Below are 22,311 nucleotides of genomic sequence, written 5' to 3'. Positions count from 1 at the left end.
ATGCTTTGGAGGGGGATTTTATGAATATTTTTCGAAAAAAAGATGCCAGTAAAAATAGGACGGGAATGCGGCGGCACCTGAAACTGATGGATTTGATTCTTTTAGGGATCGGTGCCATGGTTGGTACAGGGATTTTCACGGTTACAGGAATTGGGGCGGCGACTTATGCTGGTCCAGCTCTGATTGTGTCGATCGTGATTTCTGCCCTATGTGTCAGCATCTCTGCCCTATTTTATGCGGAGTTTGCCTCTCGAGTTCCGGCTAATGGCGGAGCTTACAGCTATATTTACGCTGTTTTAGGGGAATTTCCGGCTTGGCTGGCTGGTTGGCTGACCATTATGGAATTTATGACAGCTATATCAGGTGTGGCTTCTGGCTGGGGCTCTTACTTGAAAGGGCTTTTGAGCGGCTTTCATATCCAGCTACCGACAGCCTTGAATGGCACATTCAATCCAAAAGCAGGAACTTATGTGGATTTGTTGCCTATTCTGGTTTTGGTCTTTGTGACAGGCGTGGTACTTTTAAACTCAAAAGCAGCCTTGCGCTTTAACTCAGCCTTGGTCGTCCTCAAATTCTCAGCCTTGACTCTCTTTATTCTCGTTGGGCTTTTCCATCTTCGACCTGAGAATTGGTCTAACTTTGCGCCTTTTGGTTTTGGTCAGATTTATGGCGGTCAGACAGGGATTATGGCTGGAGCTTCTCTGATGTTCTTTGCTTTTCTGGGCTTTGAGTCGATTTCTATGTCTGTGGATGAGATCAAAGAGCCTCAAAAAAATGTGCCGCGCGGCATTGTCCTTTCCCTTGGGATTGTGACCATCCTCTATATCTTAGTAACCTTGGTCTTGACAGGCTTGGTCCACTATACCAAGCTAAATGTTCCAGATGCAGTAGCTTTCTCACTTCGCAGTATTGGGTTGGATTGGGCGGCCAATTATGTTTCTATCGTAGCGATTTTGACCCTGATCACTGTCTGCATCTCCATGACCTATGCCTTGTCTCGGATGATTTACAGTATAGCGCGCGACGGACTTTTACCGCGGTCTTTCAAGGAATTAACTGCTACTAGCCGCGTTCCTCAAAATGCTACTATCTTAGTGGGGATTGCCTCAGCTATTTGTGCGGGTATCTTTCCTCTTGCTAGCATCGCCTCTTTCCTCAATATCTGTACCTTGACTTATCTGATTATGCTGGCCTTTGCCATTTTGAAGTTGCGTAAGGAAAAGGGACAGCCTAAAGCTGGAGAATTCAAAACTCCGCTAGTGCCTCTAACTCCGATTTTATCTATTATCATCTGCCTTTCCTTTATGACTCAGTACACGTGGGACACTTGGTTGGCCTTTGGCATCGCTCTACTTTTAGGAATTTTGATTTACTTTGGCTATGGCTACCGCCATTCAGAAATAGAAGTGAAAGAAAAATAGTGTAAAAAAGTTGTTCTGAACAGAACGTAGAAGGAGAAAAGAATGAAGAGTTTTAACCTAACGAAAAAGAAGAAAGTTTGGCTGTTTGCGCTTGCTTTGCTTGCCCTTATCTTACTAGCCATTGTAATCAATATCCAGCTGAATCAACCCGAACATATGAGCGCTGACTATGTTGGCCTTTGGAAGTCAAGATGGCATGAGGAAAATAAAGACTGGCTCTATCCCCTGAAAAATATCTGCCTTGTCATTTTAGCGGTTCTAGCTGGTTCTGGTTTAATGATTGCATTTTCCAATAGTGAAAGATGGAAATAAGCTCTTGAAAATGAGGCAATCCAGCCCGATGATCTAACAGACCAGCCTTTAGAAGAGGCGGAGTCTTAGTTGAAGGGACAGATGGTAGAATAGTTTATTGAAAGCAGTCAAAGAGACTGCTTTTCTGCTATAATAAAGAGAAGAACGAGGTGACAAATGATTCGTAAAGTAAAACTAAGAGATGCTGCAGCCATTCAGCGGCTCAATGCTGAGTGCCTGGGCTATGACTTCGATAGGGAAGCGACGGAGGCTCAACTGAAGAGGCTGCTAGAGAATGACCAGCATTTGATTTTGGTAGTTGAAGAAGACGGTCAGGTCATAGGCTACGCTCATGCGGCTAGCTACGACTGTCTCTATTTCTCGTCCTTGCTCAATCTCTTGGCTTTGGCCGTCGCTCAGGATTTTCAAGGGCAGGGACATGGCAGAGCTCTGATGCAAGCTTTGCGTGAAGAGGGAAAAGCAGCAGGCTACACAGGAATTCGGATTAATTCAGGCATTTCCCGCTCCGCAGCCCATGAATTTTATCGCAACCTCGGCTGCAGCGAAAAAGCAGACCAAAAACGATTTTATTGGGAATTTTAAAGAAAAGAGGACTAGCTGATGATTGAACCACTAAGCCAGCAGCATGCTTTAGAAATTGCTAACGACTGGCATTACGAGGCACCTTATGATTTTTATGATATGAAAAATGACCTGGAGGATTATGAAGAAATAGTCTCCCAAGAAGCGCGTGGAGACCGTTATTATCAAGTTATGCGCGATGGGAAACTCTATGGATTTTTCTGCTTGGAGCAGAAAGGAGAGCGAAGTTTGGAGCTTGGTTTGGGGATGAAGCCGGAGCACTGTGGAAAAGGTCAAGGCGCTGCATTTTTAGAGGAGATTTTGGATTTTGTCAGCGGTCAGTTCTCAGTCAAGAAGCTAGCACTGTCTGCAGCTGATTTTAACCAAAGAGCCCAGCAGCTTTATCTCAACATGGGCTTTGAAGTGGTGAGGCGCATTCCGCAGGAAAGCAATGGCGATATTCATCTCTTTTTGGAAATGGAGAAGAAGCTTTAACTTACCTATGACTGCTAATAGCAAATTTTGATAAGAGTATAAATAAACAAAAGGAGAAAAACATGACATTTGAAGAAATTTAGAAAAACCATGATTTTATATATTCTTTAGTGTCTCTTTACAGTGGTTTATAGCGGTTTACAGCAAGAATACCAATATTAGTTCATCTTTGATATTCTTCAGGAGTCCACAAAAAGGTGAACAAAAAAAGCCCTCAAAAAGGGCGTGAAATTTGATGAGTTCAGCAGGCAAGAAACTAGCACCCCACAAGGTGCTTTTTTGTTTTCTGACGAAATATGTACATACTTTTCCATACTTTAGTTTCTGATTGCTGATAGGTATATTATACCACGAAGCGTGTGCTTTACGATGTTATACCTGTAATTCTTTGCCTTTATTTTCAAACATAATTGTAGGAACTTATAGCACCTCACTGGCGTTATAAATTGCCTCGTTTAAGGTTTCAGCCTCACAAAAGCCCTCAGATTTGTTTCTAAGGGCTTGGCTATAAGGAAGGATAGGCGGGACCGCCGAATGTCGCCCGCATTTCTCGACCCACTAGCTAAGTGGCGCGTTGGAGGCGGATACTTTTCAACCTCTATCCTTTATATCTTGATTATATCATATTTCCTCTTAATCTAAATCTGTGAAGAATTATTCTTATCCTTATGTCCATATCGGCCGTAAAAAGTACACTCCTTTTCTTAATTGTCCCGTGAAAAAATGTATAGTGCTGGTGTGAAGGCTGTAAAGAGTAGAGGGTAGGCCCATAGCCCCTGCCTTTGATATTATTAATCTTTTATTACTCTCGATATTTGCAGTCCTCTTTGTTCGCTCCTTGTTCAATTAAAAAATGAAAATCTTTCTTGGTTCACTCTCGGCTCGATCATGCGTAGCTTCGTCCTCACGATAACTGGTGGAATGTGTAAGAACTTGTTAGTACTAGGTTGTTTTTATAAATATCCTTAGTCAATGGGTAGCCTTATAGTTAAAAAATCAACTTAAAAGCCTAATAATACCGCATTTCTTTCTGCTTTAAAATTTTCAAAAAGGGAATTTTTCGCACGGAAAAGGCCGCGTCCTTTAAAACTGAAACAATATAGCCCCGTTCAAAAAAACAGGGGGTAGTTTCCGAATGTTGAACAGTATACGTGATAGCCTGAGGCATTTGGCCAAAAGGCAAGCAGCGGAAGAAGCTGCTTTGCTAAGTAAGTTTAGAAGCTCCATCACTCGTAAGCTTAGCAAGATTCTTTATTCCTGAACTCTTTATCCTGTAAATTGTAGTTTTTGACTTTTCTATCTTGTCTTCGATATTCCATATTTCCAAGTGATTGACATAGAACATCCGCAATACTGACCTTTCAAGAGGATCGCCCAGCTTGTCAATGAGTTTAGAAGTTTCTAAACGTTCATTGATTAGATTGGAGAGTCTGTTTTGTATATCTTCTTTCAACTTCAAAACATAGACAAGTTCATTCTCTGTATTGTTCACTCTACTAGTCTGGACTTTGGTTTGTGTCAGAGTTGATTTTTTAAATAAACCTTGATCTAAATACTGAAGTTCTAACTGCAAACTCTGAATCTCTTTATCTAACCATCTAATACCTTCTAACTTTACTTTTACTTGCTCTGGTGTCATGCCTTAGCCTCCTCTTGTGGTATAATAAATCTATCAAATCTATACCAAGGAGTCAGTCGCAAGGCTGGCTTTTTGCTTGCTATTCTCTCTGTTTTTGTATATACTAGATATATACAAACAAAGGAGAAAAGAAATGAATACAGTAAAAACCCGTAAAGTTGGGAACTCTCTGACTGTGACCATTCCCAAGGCGCTAGATGTCCCGGAAGGTCAAGAAATGGTCGTTTACAAGGGCGCTGATAATGTGATCGTCCTAGCTCCAAAGATTGCAGATCCATTCGCTGAAGTGGCTGACCTCCGTATGGAAAATGACTTTGAAGGGGTGAAACTACTTGACAGCGAAATCTAACTATATCCCAGAAAAGCAGGATATCATCTGGATAGACTTTGATCCATCTGTTGGGCGTGAGATACAGAAGCGCCGCCCTGCCGTGGTGGTATCTCGTAAGGAATACTCAGAACGCACTGGCTTCGTTGCCGTCTGCCCTGTTACGCATGGCCAGAAGAAACTAGAAAAGCTAGGCTTGCTGGTTCCTGTTCTATCCTCTGAGGTAGACGGCTCAGTGAATCCGCTCCAGCTCTACACCTTCGACTTTCGAGAACGCCAGGCGCAAAAAATCACCACCATGGACACACCGAGCTTTCAGAAGGTTGTTCAACTCTATAACTTCATCTTTGAAGCATGAATTGATCAAGCTGAGGCGGAGCGCCTTGGCTTTTTGTATTTTCAACGGCTGGTGGAATATGTAGGAACTTTTAAGAACCAGAGAGCATGTTGTAAACAGATAAGGCAAGTTATTTGTTCCTTCTCTGCTTGATAAATGACAGGGGATATTTTGCTATTTCTCTATGTTCGCTCGAGGTTCGAGCACGCGCAGCATAACCCAAAATCTGGTATTTTTTAGAACTTTAGCTATTCCGTTTAGTTGCCGAGAAGCTACCTCAATCTACCCAAACCATTCATCCAAAGACTGTCACCTTTTCTAGTATAGTTCAGGAATTTTTGGTAGTGCTTATAATACCTTGCGCGTTTCATATACTTAGGTCGTTCAGGAAAAGCGTCAAACATATATCCGCCACGTTTAGGACTCCAGCCCGGCTCTACCTTTCTAGCCTCTCTCAGTGCTCTCTCCCAATAGTATTGGCAATCTGTCTTACTGCGGTTTAGGGTTGACTTGTGTATTTTCTGGCATGATCCGCAACCATAAAGTATATGTCGCTTAAAGAGTATTCTGCACCGCTTGCTGCAGATAGGACATAGAAAGAAGTAGCGATAGCCTCCCTTAGTCCCTGGTATGCTAGCTAAATCAAAGGAGTCTTTGCCAAGGGTGATCCATAAATTATCTAAGTCTATTTCTAGTTTTTTGCTGTCCAACTCAGCTATGCCATGACTAATATTCTTGTTTTTCATTGGCTTTATAAATGTCTCTATGGCTATTGATTTTATAGTTTCCATTCGTTCAAAAATACCCCTATATAGAAAAACCCAAATTGATTGGGTTCAGTAGCAATGAAACCACAGAAAGAGGCAATGCTCCTTTGCTGCTATTCTTCACTGAGTAAGCCGCTTGCTACCACATTACGGATAAACTGAGCTTGTTTTTCTTTGGGCAGTTGCAGGGCTTCAAGTAAAGACTCCAGAGCTTGCTTATCTGTGCTTGCAATCAACTTTTTAATGATATTCTGGAACTGCCCTTCTAGGTACTCGCAAAAATGGATCCGCTGTGCTTGTGTTGGCTGCACTGTTACTGGTGAACTATCTGCAATCAGCAAGAAGCAGGCTTCCGCGATTTGGGCGAATAACTTTGCACGCGCTTCAGGGTGTCTGTATAATTCATAGGCGTTTATGCTGGCGTCTTCCATCCGGAGCTTCTCACCTAGTTCAATCAGTTTAGGCGTATCTGCAAGACATACTGGTGTTGCATCCGCCATAAAATCGTCACGTTTGCGATTGAGTTCCTCCAGTTCCTGATCTGCCTGTTTAAAGTATGCTGGTTCTGTCATGGGCTTCCTCCTTATTCTTTATATAGGACCAGTAGCCCCAATGTTGCACTCAAATTCTCATCGTCACCCTCAGTTGCTTCAGTGCATTTTACATCTACAACTTCAACACTTGCCATAAAGTTATTGATTTGAGCTTCGAATTCCTGCAGGCTTTGCTTCTGTTGCTGATAAAATATCTTGATTTTCATTTTTTTAGCTCCTTTTCTTCAATTTGTTACCTTCTTTAGTGATTTTGTTACCTTCTAGGTAACATACTTTAGCCTTACTGCCACAAGGCTTTAGGTCGTTTTGTTACCATGTTGACCTTCTTTTGAAGTCCTTATCCCTTATATATAAATACTGCTTTTTTCTCTATATAGAGAGTTAAAAAGAAGGTAACAAGGTCAACATAAAGGACATAAAATTAGTAGTATCAAGGCTTTAAGATGTTGACCTTCTTCAAAGCAAGGTCAACAAGAAGGTCAACAAATTTTGTAAAAACCCAGTCGTATCAATGGTTTAGAGCATTATGAGAAGGTCAACATTATTCTTTTTTAGTTATAGCGTGATTTACTCGCCCCAGTTTCGGTCTCTCAAACTCCAACGGATCTAGTTTGTCAAAATCTTCAATCCTAACACGAGCTTTTTTAAGTTGATACTTATTAGGTGTTAACTGTTGTAAGTGTCTTATCGTCTCTTTTCCTGCCCCGTAAACATTTGGCTTAGGTATTCCCATATCTTCAGCATAATGTTTCAGAGATCTGGTCATTATAAAAACAGGCACTACGTCCAGCTCATGCCAACCTTTTTCCATGTATTCATGCTTAACCCATGAAAGTAAGTAGTCATTATCCTCTTGGTATTCTTCTAACAGGTCTTTGACTGCTTGAGGTTCGATAAAGTGAGTAAATGGCTCTTGATTGATAGCTTTGTATAAGGCATATTCTAGGACGTCCTTATTTGCTAAAAACTCGTTTTTTATCCGAGGCTTTTCCTTTTCCCCGTTAAAGTCAGCGTTAAAAGGGACGATCATAATTCGACGATACCAGCCTTTAGTCTTGTTGCCTCCGTTGGGGATATAGTTGCCCGAAAAAATATTAAAGAGCTTAAAAGTAGCCTCAAAAGCTGGCCGCCCTTTTGGATTGACTAGCACGGTGTCCCCGCTAGTGATACTCATTAGATCAGACGGATTTTTTAAGTATTCGTTTGGGGCTTCGTCTCCAATATTGCAAACTTTACCTACTAGCGTTTCCAAGTTATGCTTTTCAGCAAACTGGGCGGGCTTCAATGCTGATACATTGCTTTCTCCTATCAGATTGATAAGGAAGCGCTGAAATGTCCCTTTACCATTGTTACCGTCCCCGTAGAAGATTGCGAACTTGTTTCGGGTGTGGTTAGGATTGATAGCCTCTAGGATAATCTGCCAAAACAGTGTTACCAGTTCAGTATCATTACAAGCGATTGAGTTTAACCAATCGTCAAATGTCTTTCCTTCCCTATCGGTCGGAACTCGTGTAGGCGCGTGGTAGGCTGTACTGATCTTGCTTGTAATGACATAGTCAGGGCTAAATGCTAGTAGCTCCTTAGTTCTTAGGTCAATAATGCCATTCTTGACGGGGACAAGGTTAGCACTCTCCAGCGGTTTCTTAATCTTGGTCAATGTCCTAACCATTAACTTAATCTGTGGCCACTCTCTAGGCTTAATTCTCACGTCAAAAGTCTTACAGAATAGGTTAAACAAGTCATTACTAGCGGTATAGATACCCTCGTCTAAATCATAGATATAGAGTAGGCTATAGTCTGCTATGTTGCTTTTACTGATAAAAGTAAACGTGACAATATCGCTTAGTATTTTAGCAACGGTGAAGGTTTGGGGCATGGCTACCTTCTCGGTAACGTCCCCTGTGGACTCGTTTACCTTTGTTTCAGTATGTTCTGCCCGCCATTCTTCACCAGCCCGAAAGATACGATTTTCAAGCTCCTTCATCGTCCTAGGGGGTTGCTCTTTCTCTCTAACCTCTAAGATTTCACTTTTTAGGTTTTCCAATTCTTCTAGTTCTATGGTTCTACCCTCTCTTTCTGTATTCTGCCCGTGCTATACTGCTGAAAGTACGGTCTAGTTCCTCGATTGGTAAAGGTTCAGCCGTCACGCTATTGGCTATCTTTGTAAGCTCGTAGGCGGTCTCTAGATCACAATCAACCCACTTGTTAAAGAGTAAGCCTACAAATCGTGTCACTGCCACGTTACGCCCTCCCTCGTCTCCAAAGCCATTAAAAAGCGTGTCAATGATTCTCATAGTCATTGACCTCTGGCCACTTGCTCTAGGCTTGTAACGCTCCGTAGTTTCTTGCTTCGCTCTTGGTTCAACCTTGGGTACTGGATAATCTAGACCGTGCTCGACAATTTTCTGATATTCGGATGGTTCTCCAGTGGTTACTGGTAGCCCTTGGAGTTGTGACCAGGTTAGACTAGCCATGTCAAAGGGGATCCCTATCCTGTCAGCAATCTCCTTCACTACCTGCTTATAGGTTGACTCATTCATCACGTTGTCAGGCTTCACCACAAGCCGATAACGGGGGTTTTCTGTGGTGTGTTTTATGGTGGGGTACAAAATATAGGAGATGCCAAACAAGGCGTTAGAAACAGCTCCTATGAAGCTCTCAGTTGTTCCCTTAATCTCATCATAATCAAGAAAAATCAAATCACGATAAACCAAACTTTGATTACTTCTGCGATAGCTGCCATTTTTTTCTGCAATTATTTTTCCACTTAAGCAGTAGGGTGCTGCAGTTCGTTTGTATTCCTCAATATCTGCACCCTCTGGGACTGCCATGGGTTTAAACTGTACGATATATTCAAACGGCTCTAGTTTGCCTTTATATGGCCGAACTAGTGATCCAAATCCTCGGCTTTCATAGATGGCCATCCTATCGCCCCTTTCTCCGTTTCTTTTTCAGGCGTTTTAAGCGTTTTTGTTCCTCGTGTGTAAGAGGTTTAGGCTGCCGATCCTTATAGATTTTCATATCATGATACTTGCCGCCACCTTGGGCGGGATGCATGTTATACCTTGCCATTTTCCACCCCCAAAAATTTTAAAAGTTCGCTAACCCTGTAATACACTTTTCTAGAGTCCTCTAGCGGTGGCTTGTATCGTCTTAGCCCTGCATTTTCCCACCGTTGCAGTGTCTTATATTTTATGTCCAGTTCGTCCATGGCTTGCTGGGCTGAAATTAACCCTGTCAAGCGTGGTTTGGTCTTCTCACGCGCTTCTAGATAGTTCTCCACAAGCTCCAGAACGCCATGAGTTAGCTCATATTCACTTTCTTTGCTGAGACTAAACATTCTGATCAGCTCCCTTCAGCAGCTCTTTGTAGCTTTCTAGATCAGCTTTAATTAGCACATCTAGACGCTTTCCCTCTGTGTCGTACTGAGCCTTTAGTTCTCGGATACCTACTAGGCGTTCGGTATCATTAGCAGGGATATAGTAGCCGTTACTTGCCCCACGTTTGGCCACAATGGGAATACCATAGCGAACGATAAGCCGGAGAATATGATCTCGTAAGGCTCTCATCTCCAGCCCTAGCACATTGGCTATATCCCGCCCTGCGCGTGGCTCGTCCGCCCCTACTGGTATAAGTCTTAGAATTCTTTCTTCAAGCTCTGTCATGGCTGACCTCCTTCCGGTATGTCTCGGCTAGAGCGTCATGTTCTGAAATAAGTTGTTTTAGAGCGTGGTTAGCTGTATGGAGCAGGGAAAAAGTTCTCTGCCCTTCCTCTGCACTAGCTAACTCTAAGACATCTAGAATGTCCTTTAACTGTCCGCAAAGCCCTTCATAGTCCACTAGAATATCATTCGTTTTATCCGTCATCCTCTGCCCTCCATTGTTTCAAGCCATTTTTCCATCTTTCTGAGTTGCCGTTTGGTGATATATCCTCGGCGTCTGTAAGCAATAGCCCAGGAGTGAAACAGCTCAGCACATACGCCAGCTAGAAAGAAAAGTAGTAGTGTTAAAATTGCACCTAGTAGCTCGCTCATTTTGATAACTCCTTGTGTTTTTTTATACTTTCGCGCTCAGATAGGCTTTTAGTTCTTCTGGATTGTCACATTCCAGTAGCTGATATGCCACAGCGTCTAGTTCCTGATGCATTACATCCATCTGGTCATATACCTGGCTTAGAAAGTTATTTAGGCAGCTCAATAGAACAGTTCTGTCTGGCTCGCTGTTCATGGCTAGCATAAGACTGTTAGCATATCCTTTTAGAGTATCTACTCTCGTTATAATGTCGGTAGTGCGTCGGCCTTGTTCTTTGATTTGCTTAACTGTCAGAGCAATTGTTTGATTTTGGTCTTGTTTTTTCATGGCATTTACCTCTATTTTTATGTATTTAGAGTTTTTTGAATGGTTGTTTCTTATACATGATTTCCCCACGCCCAGAGTCGCCAAAGTTTGAAAGCGTGAAGTGATACCAGTTTTAAGAGTTGGCGCTCTCCGTATGGTCAAAGTGTCCTAGATATGCTATAATCTAGGTATAAATCTTTACTAAAACCCTTTTAATAACAGCTTGCCTGCTTGTTTATTATGTTTTAGTGATAGTGCGAAAGGCTTTGCTGATTGGTCTCGGTAAGCCTTTTTTGTTGCTCTCACGCGCCCTGTGGTGCGTTTTCTTTTGGTCTGAAGACCATGGACTTAATATCTTGATAGGTCATGCCTAGGTTAATCATAGCAATAGCCATATCTTCCAAGGCTTGGTATCTGACAAGCTCGGTACTGGTCAGGCTATCGATACCTGTCAGACCGCCACGCGCTGCCATCAGTTGCTTTTTATTCATGCCGCTAGTGCCTTTTAGCAGAAGGTTTGTGATAGTGCTATGCGCGTGTTTTGGAGCTTCTTTCCAGCTTTCTATACTGTCATGCAAAGTCTTGCGCTTTGGCTTCTCTAAAGCACGCTGCAGCTTAAACTGAGATAGCTCATCCCGCATTTCAAAGAATGCTTTGACTAGATTTGTCTTGAAGTTTCTAACGGGTCGGGTATTCCCTAGATAAGTCACTAATAAAGTCGCTTGCTGTTCGTTTAAGCGATAGATTTTTCTAGGCCGTCCGCCTAATGATCCTTTTTCAGGTTTATGGATTTCAAATGACAAAACCCCGAAGGTTTCTAAATCTTCTTTGTGCTTATCAATTAGTTTTCTTACTGAATTTATTTCTATTTCAGCATGTTCTGCCACTATTTCGTGGGTTGTATACGGCTCTTTCTTGCCGTCCATGTAAACTAGTTCCATTGTTTAGCTCCTTTCTACTCTTCTGGTGTTAGTAGTTCGTCAAGTGTGACTCCTAGATAATCAGCAATTTTCAGCAAAGTTTCTGCTTCAGGGTTTTTGGTACGTTCATAGTACAAAGCTGTCAAAGTGGTTTTAGAAACACCCGTAGCTTCGTGAACGTCCGAAACCTTTTTGCGTTGCTTTGCTAAAATAATTCTTAGATTATTTTTCAAATCTCTATCCTCCTTTTTTGAGTTTTGTTATATATTAGCTATGTCGCTAACAAAAAACATATTACACTACTCTAAAACTTTTGTCAATAGTCTGTTATATTTTTTTGTTGTTTGTTTTTTTTTACAATATCGGTTATAATTTAGCTACGGAGGAAACTTACAATGATTAAGACAAATTTCGCTGTACTAATGGCCGAAAGAGGTCTGAAGATAGCAGACGTTTATGAAGATACTGGTATTTCTAAAACCACTCTGATGGCTCTAGCAGAAAATACTGGGAAAGGTGTTCAATTTGATACCGTTGATAAGTTATGTAATTACCTTGGAATAGAACTAAAAGATTTTTTTGTATATAGTCCTTATATCTGGAAGGTTTACAATAAAGATAACTATGAGTATAAAGAAGATGGGGATAATGTAATCGCGATTAACCTAAAATCTCCTCATAGTGAGAGGATTTATATCGCTAAATTATTCTTTTTCTCCCCAAAACATATTGATTCTCCAACTGATGACGATAGTATCAAACTGTGGGTACGCCTTTCACTAGATGAAGATAGCGGAAACTTTGGGTATAAGGAATTCTATAATTTTATTTCATCGTTACCCGTTGGATTTCAAACACATTTTTATAATGATGTAATTGAGGTGCTAAAAAATCACTATCTCAATTCTAAAACAGTGATTTCTGCATATAGGTATGATTTTCACCCCACAAAAGAGTATTTAACGGAAATTTCTCTAAATAAAAACGACAAGGTGATTATTTCATTTTTTGATGATTATGGAAGTTCACACGCACCTAAAGAAGTTCAAGTGGACAAAATTATCAAAATTGACTAACCCACGCGCCACAACTGCATAAAACACACCCAAGGAGAAAAAACACAATGAAAGAAATAATTTATTTAGATACCAAGCTAGTCAATTCATTGTTGGCGCAACAAAACTCAGGTCTGGTTACGAAGTTGGTGAATGAAGACAGCGAGAGCGATGCTAGAACTGAAGGTAGTACAGAACAAGCGACTACATCCAGCGAGATTGGTCTTTCTGCTCTATTAAAAGCTTCGGGTAGATATTCTACAACAAACGCCGATAGTTACAACTTTGTGTTTTCTAAGTCAAATAAAAATTTAGTAGAAACTGCTCTGGATGATTATTCATTAGACTTGCTTATCACTTGTCTTGAGGAGGAACATCTAATAAAACATAGTGATTATAAAGACGGTGACTTAATTTCTACATCTGGTGAATTAACAGTATTCAACTTTGAACAATTAGCCGAAACAAGTGATTTGGAAGAAATAGGATTCCTACTCCCTGAATATGATGAATTCAAAGCGCTGAAATCAGAATATGGAAAAATAAAAGGCAAAGAGAAACATCTAAGTAGAGCTAAACAAATCCAAGAAGCACTTTCGATAAATGGTTGGAATAATTTCGAAATGATTAAACATATGTCATCCTACTTGAAAAAGTTATTACCTGAAACAAATCTAATTAAGATCAGCAATACCTTCAGCATACTGCCTCTTGAATTTCTTAGAGTTCAAAGTGTTCAACTTAGTTTTATGCAACTCGGAAAGAGAAAAATAAAAATGCTAGGTATCTGCTCATCCACTTTTGATGAACAAATACCTAGCGACTTCTCTCATATGACAGATAGCAATTTGATGTTGAAATACGCTCCAACAACGATCTTAAATATAATGCTTGGTTCATTTGGAATGATATCCAAGGATGACCACCTCGTAAGACCTATTGCTATTTATTTCGAGGACTAAAAAAATGTCCGTATCGTTGTTTGAAGACCTCTCTTTTTAAAGTGAGTTCTTCCTTGCTTATTTGGATATCCCTGTGAGCTCTATCAGCAAACTCTTTATGGCGCAGTTCCATTTCTTTTTTAGATTGCTCTATCTTTTGGCGTTCTTGGTTAACGTGAGTAAAAAAAGGAAACATGTTACTGCACCACCTTTCGCCACTATTTTATAACGAATTAGATTAAAAAGCAACTATTTCCAAAATGGAAACAGCTCAAAATATGAAGTGGTCGTGAAGTTGTTAGCCAAGTTGATTTTTACAATCTATTCAACAAAACCCAAAAGATAAACTCGGACTTTGAAAGACAAATCAAGCACCTATCGGATGAATAGTCTCATACCCTCACAATCTCATTTCTTGACCTAGATTATTCACCCAAAACACGCCACGTTTTAAAACGCAATACAAGCCCGTTTAAGCGCGTGTTTTCTTTTCTGGTATATTTGACCGTTCAACTCGTTAAAATCAAAAATAGAGGGGTTCTCGTAACTCCTAGCATGATATAAACCTAATTCAATCTAAAATCTTTTTAATAACAGCTTGCCTGCTGATGGAAAGGTATATCATGAAAATAACAGAAGTCAAAAAGAAAGACGGTAGCAACGTGTACCGCGCAAGTGTCTATCTGGGAGTGGATCAGGTAACAGGGAAGAAAGTAAAAACCAGTATCACTGGACGGACAAAAAAAGAGGTCAAGAGCAAAATCCAGCACGCGCAGCTTGACTTTAAAGCGAACGGGTCAACGGTTCATAAAACTGTGCGGGTGAAGAATTATCAAGAATTGGCTAAGTTATGGCTAGAAAGTTACCGGCTGACTGTCAAACCCCAAACCTTCATAGCGACAGAAAGAATGGTGAATAGCCACCTAATCCCGGTTTTTGGAAAGGTGAAGCTGGATAAGCTGGCCGCTAGTTATATCCAGAGTTTCATCAATGACTTATCAAGTCGCTTGGTTCACTTTGGCGTGGTTCACTCGATAAATAGCCGTATCTTAAAATATGGCGTTTCGCTGCAGCTCTTGCCATTCAACCCAGCGAGGGATATTATCCTACCCAGGAAGCCAAAGCGTGAGAGTAAAGCAATCAAGTTTATCGCTCCGGAGGACTTGAAGTCTCTTTTAGGCTATATGGAGAAGCTGGCATTCAAAAAATACAGTCATTATTTTGATTATGTGCTGTATAGCCTACTACTTGCGACTGGTTGTCGCTTTGGTGAGGCAGTGGCTCTGGAGTGGTCTGATATCGACTTGGAGAATGCGACCATCAGCATATCAAAGAATTATAATAGGCTGGTGGATCTAGTAGGCCCACCTAAAAGTAAGGCAGGGGTTAGAGTGATTAGTATTGACCGGAAAACAGTCAATATGCTGAAGCTCTACAAAAATAGGCAAAGGCAACTATTCGTAGAAGATGGGGCGCGTGCTCCGTCTGTAGTATTTGCTATCCCGACCAAAGAATATCAGAATATGGCCACAAGGCAAGATTCCCTGGATCGGCGCTGCAAAGAAATTGGAATACCCCGCTTTACTTTCCACGCCTTCCGCCATACTCACGCTAGTTTATTGCTCAACGCTGGTATCAGCTATAAAGAATTACAATACCGGTTAGGCCATGCTACCTTGGCTATGACCATGGACATCTATAGTCACCTATCCAAGGACAAAGAAAAAGAGGCTGCTTCATACTACGAAAAAGCTATAAATGACCTGTAAGTCCACAAAAAGGTGAACAAATTTAAAAACCACCTCATTTCAGAGGTTCAAAAACCTTATCAAATCAAGGTTTATAGACAATAAAGGAGAAAACTATGACATTTGAAGAAATTTTACCAGGCCTTAAGGCCAAGAAAAAATATGTACGTACAGGCTGGGGTGGAGCGGAAAACTACGTCCAGCTCTTTGACACGATTGAGCAGAATGGGGTGGCTCTCGAGGTGACACCTTATTTCCTCATCAATGTTTCAGGCGAAGGAGAGGGCTTCTCCATGTGGAGTCCGACTCCTTGTGATGTGCTGGCGACAGATTGGGTGGAAGTGAATGACTAAGACAGTACTGGTGACGGGAGCTAGCTCTGGCATCGGCCGAGCTCAGGCTCTGACCTTTTTGGAAAATGGGTACCGAGTTTATGGGGTGGACAAGAATGAAAATCCAGGCTTTCTCAATGAGCTGCGTTTTGTCAAGATGGATTTGACAGGGGATTTGACACCGCTCTTCACCAGCTTGCCTGAGGTGGATATTCTTTGTAATACAGCAGGTGTCTTGGACGATTATCGTCCCCTGCACGAGACCAGTGACGAGGACTGGGAGCAGATTTTCGCACTAAATCTGACCGCAACTATGAAAATCACCCGCTTTTACCTGCAGAAAATGCTGGAGAAAAAGTCTGGTATCATCATTAACATGTGCTCAATTGCTAGCTTTCTGGCTGGCGGTGGCGGTGCTGGCTATACAGCCTCTAAGCATGCTCTGGCTGGTCTGACCAAGCAGATAGCCCTGGACTATGCGGATCAAAATATCCAAGTCTTTGGCCTAGCGCCAGGCGCTGTCAAGACAGCTATGACTGCCTCAGATTTTGAGCCAGGCGGACTGGCAGATTGGGTGGCAGACGAAACGCCGATCAAGCGCTGGCTAGATCCTCAGGAAGTGGCAGATGTTAGTCTCTTTCTGGCAAGCGGTAAGGCAGCTGCTATGCAGGGCGAAATTATTAAAATCGACGGTGGCTGGAGTTTGAAGTAGGGATTTGCTGATTTTGAAATTCCTTCAGCGGCCAAATCTAAAAGAGGGAAGACGATTTTAAGAGCGTGGGCTGGAGACTAGAGAAGTTGACCATTGTTTAATAAATGAAAATTTTTTCTAACTTTTCTTGATAAAAATAAAAGAATTTCTAGCAGAATTGTCTGAATTGTGATACAATAAAGCGATTTGTGAAAGGAAATGATCGAATGAGTGAAAATGAGTTGAAAAATAATGAAAAAATAGAAAAGAATGGTATGGAACGCGGCTTACAAAATCGGCATGTTCAGATTATAGCCATTGCTGGAACCATTGGTACGGGACTTTTCTTGGGGGCGGGGCGCTCGATTAGTCTGACTGGTCCGTCTATCATCTTGATTTACATGCTGACGGGCCTTTTCATGTATCTGATGATGCGGGCGATTGGGGAAATGCTTTACTACGACCCTGACCAGCATACCTTTATCAACTTTATTACCAAATATTTGGGAATTGGCTGGGGGTATTTTTCTGGTTGGTCCTACTGGATTTCTCTGATTTTTATCGGAATGGCTGAGATTACGGCTGTTGCCCAGTATGTGCAGTACTGGTTTCCTGACTGGCCAGCTTGGATGATTCAGCTTGTCTTTCTAGCTCTTCTTAGCTTGGTCAATCTGATAGCGGTTAGAGTCTTCGGCGAGGTCGAATTTTGGTTTGCTATGATAAAGATTGTAGCCATCATTGCTTTGATTGCAACGGCTGTCTTTATGGTATTGACAGGCTTTAAAACGCCTCACGGAGTAGCTAGTCTTGGGAATATTGGCCGAGGTTTTCAGCTTTTCCCTAATGGCTTTGTAAGTTTTGTCATGGCTTTCCAGATGGTTTTCTTTGCCTATCAGGCCATTGAATTTATCGGTATTACTACTTCTGAAACGGCTAATCCACGAGCGGTCTTGCCAAAGGCCATCAAAGAAATTCCTTTGCGGATTGTCTTGTTTTACGGGGGTTCTCTCCTTGCCATTATGGCTATCATTCCATGGGAAAAACTGGCAACGGCTGATTCTCCCTTTGTTATTGTTTTTCAGTTAGCTGGTCTCAAATGGGCGGCAGCCTTGATTAACTTCGTGGTTCTGACCTCAGCGGCCTCCGCACTGAACTCGACCCTTTACTCAACAGGTCGCCATTTGTATCAGATTGCCCACGATACGCCCAATCCTTTTCTTGAGAAAATAGGAGCTGGGAAGCTGTCTCGGCAAAACGTTCCGCAGAATGCGATTTTGACTTCGGCGGCTGTCATTGCCTTTGCAGCTTTTATCAAGATTCTTCCGGGAGTATCGGACTCCTTTGCTCTGATTACGGCTTCCTCATCTGGTGTTTACATCGCTATCTATGGTCTGACTATGCTGGCCCACCTCAAATATCGTAAGTCACCAGATTTTATGGCAGATGGTTACCTTATGCCAGCTTACAAGTTTCTCAATCCTTTGACCATGCTCTTCTTTGCCTTTGTCTTTGTCACTCTTTTCTTACAAGAGTCAACGGTAGTGGGAGCAATCGGATCAGCTGTCTGGATCATCGTTTTTGGTCTTTACAGCCAGTTCAAATTCCGAAAATAACCCCTTGTAGGAAAAACATGTTTTCTCTCAGTCTAGCTGGCTGAGAGATTTTCTTTTTCTTGTCTCATTGGCTATTTGGGGTATAGGTATTTGGTCGAGAAAATGATATAATGAAGAAAGAAATAATGTAAAACGAGGCTGAAATGTTAAATATTCAAGAAATTAAGAAAAATGCTGGCGGTTTGCAGTTTGATCAAGACTTTGATTTGGCGCAAGAGCTAAAAGAACGTAATCGTGAAGTGCTAGATATCCAGAAGATCGTGGCCAGAGGTCAGGCTCAGTATGAAAATGGGCTTTATTTTTTGGATTACACCTTGACCTATAAGATTACCCTCGCTTCTAGTCGCAGTATGGCTCCGGTTGATAGAGAGGAAGCCTACACGGTTCATGAAGTCTTTGCTTCCGTTGAAGATAGCTCTGTGCAAAAAGATTTGCTTGAAGATGATTTGGTTCTGCCATTTGAGGGAGATTCGATCGATCTGGCAGCCAGTGTGGCGGACAATATTTTACTTCATATTCCGCTAAAAGTTTTGACTCCTGAAGAGGAGGCTGGTGCGAGTATGCCTACGGGAAATGACTGGCAGGTGTTGACGGAGGAAGCCTACCAAAAGCAGCAAATGGAGAAGAAAGAAGCCAATAGTCCTTTCGCCAGCCTTCAAGGCTTATTTGATGAATAAAAGCGTCTAAAATCTAGTAGAATTCTAGAGTATTATCAAGGAAATCTCTTTGAATCTTCTTGAAATATGAGCGCAATTTTGTTACACTAGATAGAAAGACTGTGAAGGAGATATGATGACAGAACGAGGCTTGTTAATTGTCTTTTCTGGCCCCTCAGGCGTTGGAAAAGGAACAGTAAGACGGGAAATTTTTGAGAGTACGGACAATCAGTTTCAGTATTCTGTATCTATGACGACTCGTCCGCAGCGTCCTGGAGAAGTTGATGGTGTTGATTATTTCTTTCGCACTCGTGAAGAGTTTGAGGAGTTGATCCGTCAAGGGCAGATGCTCGAGTATGCAGAGTATGTTGGCAATTATTACGGGACTCCACTTACTTATGTCAATGAGACCTTGGATAAAGGGATAGATGTTTTCTTGGAAATCGAAGTCCAAGGAGCACTCCAAGTCAAGAAAAAAGTGCCCGATGCTGTGTTTATCTTTCTGACTCCGCCAGACTTGGAAGAGCTGAAAGACCGTTTGGTTGGCCGTGGTACAGACAGTGCAGACGTTATTGCTCAGCGGATTGAGAAAGCAAAAGAAGAAATTGCCTTGATGCGTGAGTATGACTACGCTATTGTCAATGACCAAGTGCCTTTGGCAGCTGAACGTGTGAAACGTGTGATTGAAGCCGAGCATTTTCGTGTAGACCGGGTCATCGGTCACTACCAAGACATGCTTCCTAAGGATGAAGCAGTCGTCCGTTAATAAAGTTAGAAATTAGGTAAATAATTATGATGTTAAAACCGTCTATTGACACCTTGTTGGACAAGGTACCGTCAAAATATTCTTTGGTTATTTTAGAAGCTAAGCGTGCCCATGAGCTAGAGGCTGGTGCTAAGCCAACTCAGGATTTCAAGTCAGTGAAATCAACGCTACGTGCTTTGGAAGAAATTGAATCTGGTAATGTTGTGATTCACCCAGATCCAGAAGGAAAACGCGAAGCAGTTCGTCGACGTGCGGAAGAAGAACGCCTGCGCAAAGAAGAAGAAGAGCGCAAGATCAAAGAACAAATTGCCAAAGAAAAAGAAGAGGGTGAGAAGATTTAAGGTTGGGGCTACTCAATCTTATTTTTTTCTATGAATATGGCGTTTAGAGAAAGCGGGGTGAGAGTGTGAAAATTGCCAAGATTATTGTTGATGTTCCTCTGATGCAGACGGACAAACCATACAGCTATGCGGTTCCAGAGGAGTTTTCTAGCATGCTGCAAGCTGGGATGCGGGTGCATGTGCCTTTTGGTAAGGGCGGTCGGTTGATTCAAGGGTTGATTGTTGGCTTGGCGGATGAGACAGCTGAAGATTTGGCTGGACAGATTGGAGAATTGAAAGATATTGCAGAAGTTCTGGACTTTAGACCAGTTCTCAATGCGGAGCAGCTCTGGTTGGCTGACCAGTTGCGCCAGTCTGTCTTTTCCTATAAAATTTCCATCCTGAAGGCTATGTTACCGAGTCTTCTTAATTCCAGCTATGACAAGTTGCTTTATCCAACGGAGCAGCTTTCAGCTGAGGAGCGGCAGGCCATTTTCGGTCAGGAAGCTAGTCTTCGTTTTTCTGATTTGGACAAGAAAAGTCAGTCCAAGCTCATGCGGTTGACTCAGGCTGGTAAGATTCGCTTGGAATACCAAGCAACGGACCGTAAGCATATCAAGACAGAAACCTGGTATCAAGTTGATAGAGAGCAATTGGCTCAGTTTCTGCCTTCTGCCCGAGCGAAAAAGCAGCAGGAGCTTCAGGCATTTCTGCTGGAAAATCCGCAATCAGGGCTTCTCAAAGACTTACGCAAACTCTTTTCACCTGCAGTCGTCAATATTTTCTTAGAAAAGGAGCTTCTTCATACAGAGGAGAGAGAGGTCAGCCGGTCTGCAGCGCATTTCCAAAAGGAGCGACAGGATAAAAAGCTGGTTCTAAATGAGGAGCAGGCAGCCGCAGTCACTGCGATTTGTCAAAAAATCGGCCAAGCTGACGCTCAGCCCGTTTTGCTAGAAGGAGTGACGGGGAGTGGCAAGACCGAGGTTTATCTCAAGGTGATTGAGGAGGCTCTAATCCAAGGAAAGACCGCGATTATGCTGGTGCCGGAAATTTCTTTGACTCCTCAGGTGACCGACCGTTTTATCTCGCGCTTTGGTGACAAGGTGGCTATTTTGCATTCAGGCCTATCTGACGGTGAGAAGTATGATGAGTGGCGCAAGGTGGAGCGGGGAGAGGCTCAGGTCGTTGTCGGTGCGCGCTCGGCCATCTTTGCTCCGCTGACAAATATCGGAGCCATCATTATTGACGAGGAGCATGAGTCTTCCTACAAGCAGGACTCCAATCCTCGCTACCATGCCAGAGATGTAGCTATCCTGCGAGCTCGCTACAATCAAGCTGTCTTAGTACTGGGTTCGGCGACTCCTAGCTTAGAAAGCAGGGCCAGAGCCAGCCGAGGCGTTTATGACTTTTTGCAGTTGACTAAGCGGGCCAATCCGCTGGCACAGATTCCTCAGGTTCAAGTGGTGGACTTCCGAGATTATATCGGGCAAAATGAAGCTAGTAATTTCACTCCAGTCCTGCTAGAAGCTATTCAGGATCGTCTGGAGAAAGGCGAGCAGACGGTTCTCATGCTCAACAGGCGAGGCTATTCCAGCTTTGTCATGTGTCGGGAATGCGGCACGGTGGACACCTGTCCCAACTGTGATATTTCTCTGACCTTGCATATGGATACCAAAACCATGAACTGCCATTACTGTGGCTTTACCAAGGACATTCCGCAAACCTGTCCTAATTGTGCCAGTCGCAGCATTCGCTACTATGGTACAGGAACGCAGAAAGCCTATGATGAGCTGGCGACTCTCTTTCCAGAGGCTCGCATTCTGCGGATGGATGTGGATACGACCCGTAAGAAAGGGAGTCACGAAGAATTCCTAGAGGCTTTTGGTCAGGGGCAGGCAGACATTCTGCTGGGAACTCAGATGATTGCCAAGGGACTGGATTTTCCTAATGTGACCTTGGTCGGTGTCCTCAATGCGGATACGGCATTGAATTTGCCAGATTTTCGCTCTTCTGAACGGACCTTTCAGCTGCTGACTCAGGTAGCAGGTCGGGCAGGTCGGGCTGAAAAAGCAGGACAAGTCTTTATCCAGTCTTACAACCCGCATCACTATGCCATTGACTTTGCCAGAAAGCAGGACTACGAAGGCTTCTACGCTTATGAAATGGGAATACGTCGGCAGTTGGGCTATCCGCCGTATTACTATACAGTCGGGCTGACCCTATCCCACAAGGATGAGGAAACGGTAGTCAAGAAATCTTATCAGGTCATGGATATTTTACGGAGTGGCCTGTCGGACAAGGTGCAAATTTTGGGTCCCACACCCAAACCCATTGCCCGCACCCACAATCTCTACCACTATCAGATTTTACTGAAGTATCGCTTTGAGGATGACCTGCAAGCTACACTCAATCGGGTCTTGGAACTAACGCAGCAAGCGGAAAACAAGGACCTGCGGCTCAGTATTGATAATGAACCCCAGAATTTTATCTGATGGCAAAAGTGAGCGAGAGCTGTCA

The 22,311-nt window shown here is 42.6% G+C and carries 30 protein-coding genes; 16 read left to right on the top strand and 14 right to left on the bottom strand.

Annotated features, from left to right (window positions below; all coding sequences use genetic code 11):
• Positions 1 to 20 precede the first annotated feature (20 nt).
• The 4 genes from ACWPVL_RS03090 (at position 21) to ACWPVL_RS03075 (ending at position 2,789) form a co-directional block, all read left to right on the top strand.
• Positions 21 to 1,421: an amino acid permease gene (locus ACWPVL_RS03090; RefSeq protein ID WP_454386780.1), complete on the top strand. Its 1,401-nt coding sequence runs from the start codon at positions 21 to 23 to the stop codon at positions 1,419 to 1,421.
• Between the two features lie 42 nt (positions 1,422 to 1,463).
• The gene (locus ACWPVL_RS03085) at positions 1,464 to 1,733 is read left to right on the top strand and encodes a hypothetical protein (protein WP_454386778.1); all 270 of its coding nucleotides are present in this window, start codon (positions 1,464 to 1,466) and stop codon (positions 1,731 to 1,733) included.
• Between the two features lie 156 nt (positions 1,734 to 1,889).
• Positions 1,890 to 2,315 (top strand): N-acetyltransferase family protein, encoded by a 426-nt coding sequence (locus ACWPVL_RS03080; RefSeq protein ID WP_454386776.1) that lies wholly within the window; start codon positions 1,890 to 1,892, stop codon positions 2,313 to 2,315.
• Positions 2,316 to 2,333: 18 nt separating this feature from the next.
• Positions 2,334 to 2,789, top strand: a complete 456-nt coding sequence (locus ACWPVL_RS03075) for a GNAT family N-acetyltransferase (protein ID WP_454386774.1) — start codon at positions 2,334 to 2,336, stop codon at positions 2,787 to 2,789.
• Positions 2,790 to 3,993: 1,204 nt separating this feature from the next.
• Here the strand turns inward: ACWPVL_RS03075 and ACWPVL_RS03070 are convergent.
• Complete coding sequence (locus ACWPVL_RS03070) at positions 3,994 to 4,428, bottom strand: DUF1492 domain-containing protein (RefSeq protein WP_454386772.1); 435 nt, start codon at positions 4,426 to 4,428, stop codon at positions 3,994 to 3,996.
• A 133-nt stretch (positions 4,429 to 4,561) separates the two neighbouring features.
• Here ACWPVL_RS03070 and mazE point away from each other — a divergent pair, with 133 nt between their 5' ends.
• Both mazE and ACWPVL_RS03060 read left to right on the top strand, forming a co-directional pair.
• Positions 4,562 to 4,777: a type II toxin-antitoxin system PemI/MazE family antitoxin gene (gene mazE, locus ACWPVL_RS03065; RefSeq protein ID WP_239191583.1), complete on the top strand. Its 216-nt coding sequence runs from the start codon at positions 4,562 to 4,564 to the stop codon at positions 4,775 to 4,777.
• Positions 4,761 to 5,114: a type II toxin-antitoxin system PemK/MazF family toxin gene (locus ACWPVL_RS03060; protein WP_062198914.1), complete on the top strand. Its 354-nt coding sequence runs from the start codon at positions 4,761 to 4,763 to the stop codon at positions 5,112 to 5,114. The genes mazE and ACWPVL_RS03060 overlap by 17 nt, the downstream gene beginning before the upstream one ends.
• A gap of 251 nt (positions 5,115 to 5,365) precedes the next feature.
• Here the strand turns inward: ACWPVL_RS03060 and ACWPVL_RS03055 are convergent, their stop codons facing one another.
• The 12 genes from ACWPVL_RS03055 to ACWPVL_RS03000 form a co-directional block, all read right to left on the bottom strand.
• Positions 5,366 to 5,875 carry a hypothetical protein gene (locus ACWPVL_RS03055; RefSeq protein ID WP_454386832.1) on the bottom strand — a complete coding sequence of 170 codons (510 nt, stop codon included), beginning with the start codon at positions 5,873 to 5,875 and terminating at the stop codon, positions 5,366 to 5,368.
• Positions 5,876 to 5,973: 98 nt separating this feature from the next.
• Entirely contained in the window at positions 5,974 to 6,432 is a 459-nt protein-coding gene (locus ACWPVL_RS03050) for a hypothetical protein (protein ID WP_454386769.1), read from the bottom strand.
• Between the two features lie 11 nt (positions 6,433 to 6,443).
• Positions 6,444 to 6,620, bottom strand: coding sequence for a hypothetical protein (locus ACWPVL_RS03045; protein ID WP_187423344.1), 177 nt, complete (start codon positions 6,618 to 6,620; stop codon positions 6,444 to 6,446).
• Between the two features lie 335 nt (positions 6,621 to 6,955).
• Positions 6,956 to 8,458, bottom strand: a complete 1,503-nt coding sequence (locus tag ACWPVL_RS03040; protein WP_454386767.1) for a DNA primase family protein — start codon at positions 8,456 to 8,458, stop codon at positions 6,956 to 6,958.
• A gap of 19 nt (positions 8,459 to 8,477) precedes the next feature.
• Positions 8,478 to 9,338, bottom strand: a complete 861-nt coding sequence (locus tag ACWPVL_RS03035) for a primase alpha helix C-terminal domain-containing protein (RefSeq protein WP_454386766.1) — start codon at positions 9,336 to 9,338, stop codon at positions 8,478 to 8,480.
• Between the two features lies 1 nt (position 9,339).
• The gene (locus tag ACWPVL_RS03030; RefSeq protein WP_454386765.1) at positions 9,340 to 9,486 is read right to left on the bottom strand and encodes a hypothetical protein; all 147 of its coding nucleotides are present in this window, start codon (positions 9,484 to 9,486) and stop codon (positions 9,340 to 9,342) included.
• Positions 9,473 to 9,754 carry an XRE family transcriptional regulator gene (locus tag ACWPVL_RS03025; RefSeq protein ID WP_239191568.1) on the bottom strand — a complete coding sequence of 94 codons (282 nt, stop codon included), beginning with the start codon at positions 9,752 to 9,754 and terminating at the stop codon, positions 9,473 to 9,475. Before ACWPVL_RS03025 ends, ACWPVL_RS03030 begins: the two co-directional genes overlap by 14 nt.
• Positions 9,747 to 10,079: a DNA-binding protein gene (locus tag ACWPVL_RS03020; protein WP_239191566.1), complete on the bottom strand. Its 333-nt coding sequence runs from the start codon at positions 10,077 to 10,079 to the stop codon at positions 9,747 to 9,749. Before ACWPVL_RS03020 ends, ACWPVL_RS03025 begins: the two co-directional genes overlap by 8 nt.
• Positions 10,066 to 10,281 (bottom strand): hypothetical protein, encoded by a 216-nt coding sequence (locus ACWPVL_RS03015; RefSeq protein WP_454386762.1) that lies wholly within the window; start codon positions 10,279 to 10,281, stop codon positions 10,066 to 10,068. The genes ACWPVL_RS03020 and ACWPVL_RS03015 overlap by 14 nt, the downstream gene beginning before the upstream one ends.
• Before the next feature lie 189 nt (positions 10,282 to 10,470).
• A complete protein-coding gene (locus tag ACWPVL_RS03010) occupies positions 10,471 to 10,773 on the bottom strand; it encodes a hypothetical protein (RefSeq protein WP_454386760.1) in 303 nt (100 codons plus the stop codon).
• Positions 10,774 to 11,054: 281 nt separating this feature from the next.
• Entirely contained in the window at positions 11,055 to 11,693 is a 639-nt protein-coding gene (locus ACWPVL_RS03005; RefSeq protein ID WP_454386758.1) for a Rha family transcriptional regulator, read from the bottom strand.
• A gap of 14 nt (positions 11,694 to 11,707) precedes the next feature.
• A complete protein-coding gene (locus ACWPVL_RS03000; protein ID WP_454386756.1) occupies positions 11,708 to 11,905 on the bottom strand; it encodes a helix-turn-helix domain-containing protein in 198 nt (65 codons plus the stop codon).
• A 162-nt stretch (positions 11,906 to 12,067) separates the two neighbouring features.
• On the opposite strand from ACWPVL_RS03000, the gene ACWPVL_RS02995 reads away from it, so the two are divergent.
• Positions 12,068 to 12,748, top strand: coding sequence for a helix-turn-helix domain-containing protein (locus ACWPVL_RS02995; protein WP_454386754.1), 681 nt, complete (start codon positions 12,068 to 12,070; stop codon positions 12,746 to 12,748).
• A gap of 47 nt (positions 12,749 to 12,795) precedes the next feature.
• Entirely contained in the window at positions 12,796 to 13,689 is an 894-nt protein-coding gene (locus ACWPVL_RS02990) for a DUF6414 family protein (protein ID WP_454386752.1), read from the top strand.
• Here the strand turns inward: ACWPVL_RS02990 and ACWPVL_RS02985 are convergent.
• On the bottom strand, positions 13,670 to 13,864 hold the full coding sequence (locus tag ACWPVL_RS02985; protein ID WP_454386750.1) for a hypothetical protein: 195 nt from the start codon (positions 13,862 to 13,864) through the stop codon (positions 13,670 to 13,672). The two genes, ACWPVL_RS02990 and ACWPVL_RS02985, sit on opposite strands and share 20 nt — an antisense overlap.
• A 427-nt stretch (positions 13,865 to 14,291) precedes the next feature.
• Between ACWPVL_RS02985 and ACWPVL_RS02980 the strand changes: the two genes are divergently transcribed.
• The 8 genes from ACWPVL_RS02980 to ACWPVL_RS02945 all read left to right on the top strand — a co-directional run bounded on the left by ACWPVL_RS02980 (position 14,292) and on the right by ACWPVL_RS02945 (position 22,286).
• Positions 14,292 to 15,437 carry a tyrosine-type recombinase/integrase gene (locus tag ACWPVL_RS02980; RefSeq protein ID WP_454386748.1) on the top strand — a complete coding sequence of 382 codons (1,146 nt, stop codon included), beginning with the start codon at positions 14,292 to 14,294 and terminating at the stop codon, positions 15,435 to 15,437.
• 95 nt (positions 15,438 to 15,532) lie between these two features.
• The gene (locus tag ACWPVL_RS02975; protein ID WP_000141914.1) at positions 15,533 to 15,769 is read left to right on the top strand and encodes a DUF2829 domain-containing protein; all 237 of its coding nucleotides are present in this window, start codon (positions 15,533 to 15,535) and stop codon (positions 15,767 to 15,769) included.
• Positions 15,762 to 16,460: a 3-oxoacyl-ACP reductase gene (locus ACWPVL_RS02970; RefSeq protein WP_454386746.1), complete on the top strand. Its 699-nt coding sequence runs from the start codon at positions 15,762 to 15,764 to the stop codon at positions 16,458 to 16,460. The genes ACWPVL_RS02975 and ACWPVL_RS02970 overlap by 8 nt, the downstream gene beginning before the upstream one ends.
• Positions 16,461 to 16,666: 206 nt before the next feature.
• Positions 16,667 to 18,052, top strand: a complete 1,386-nt coding sequence (locus tag ACWPVL_RS02965) for an amino acid permease (protein WP_454386744.1) — start codon at positions 16,667 to 16,669, stop codon at positions 18,050 to 18,052.
• A gap of 143 nt (positions 18,053 to 18,195) precedes the next feature.
• Positions 18,196 to 18,729 (top strand): DUF177 domain-containing protein, encoded by a 534-nt coding sequence (locus ACWPVL_RS02960; protein WP_454386742.1) that lies wholly within the window; start codon positions 18,196 to 18,198, stop codon positions 18,727 to 18,729.
• 112 nt (positions 18,730 to 18,841) lie between these two features.
• On the top strand, positions 18,842 to 19,474 hold the full coding sequence (gene gmk / locus ACWPVL_RS02955) for a guanylate kinase (protein ID WP_005590938.1): 633 nt from the start codon (positions 18,842 to 18,844) through the stop codon (positions 19,472 to 19,474).
• A 26-nt stretch (positions 19,475 to 19,500) separates the two neighbouring features.
• Positions 19,501 to 19,815 (top strand): DNA-directed RNA polymerase subunit omega, encoded by a 315-nt coding sequence (gene rpoZ / locus ACWPVL_RS02950; RefSeq protein WP_005590937.1) that lies wholly within the window; start codon positions 19,501 to 19,503, stop codon positions 19,813 to 19,815.
• A 65-nt stretch (positions 19,816 to 19,880) separates the two neighbouring features.
• The gene (locus tag ACWPVL_RS02945; protein ID WP_454386739.1) at positions 19,881 to 22,286 is read left to right on the top strand and encodes a primosomal protein N'; all 2,406 of its coding nucleotides are present in this window, start codon (positions 19,881 to 19,883) and stop codon (positions 22,284 to 22,286) included.
• The last annotated feature ends 25 nt before the right edge of the window (positions 22,287 to 22,311 follow it).

It is taken from the genome of Streptococcus sp. Marseille-Q8145 (assembly GCF_965112035.1).
The sequence above is the reverse complement of the archived record's forward strand: the minus strand, read 5'-3'. Positions and strand labels throughout refer to the sequence as shown.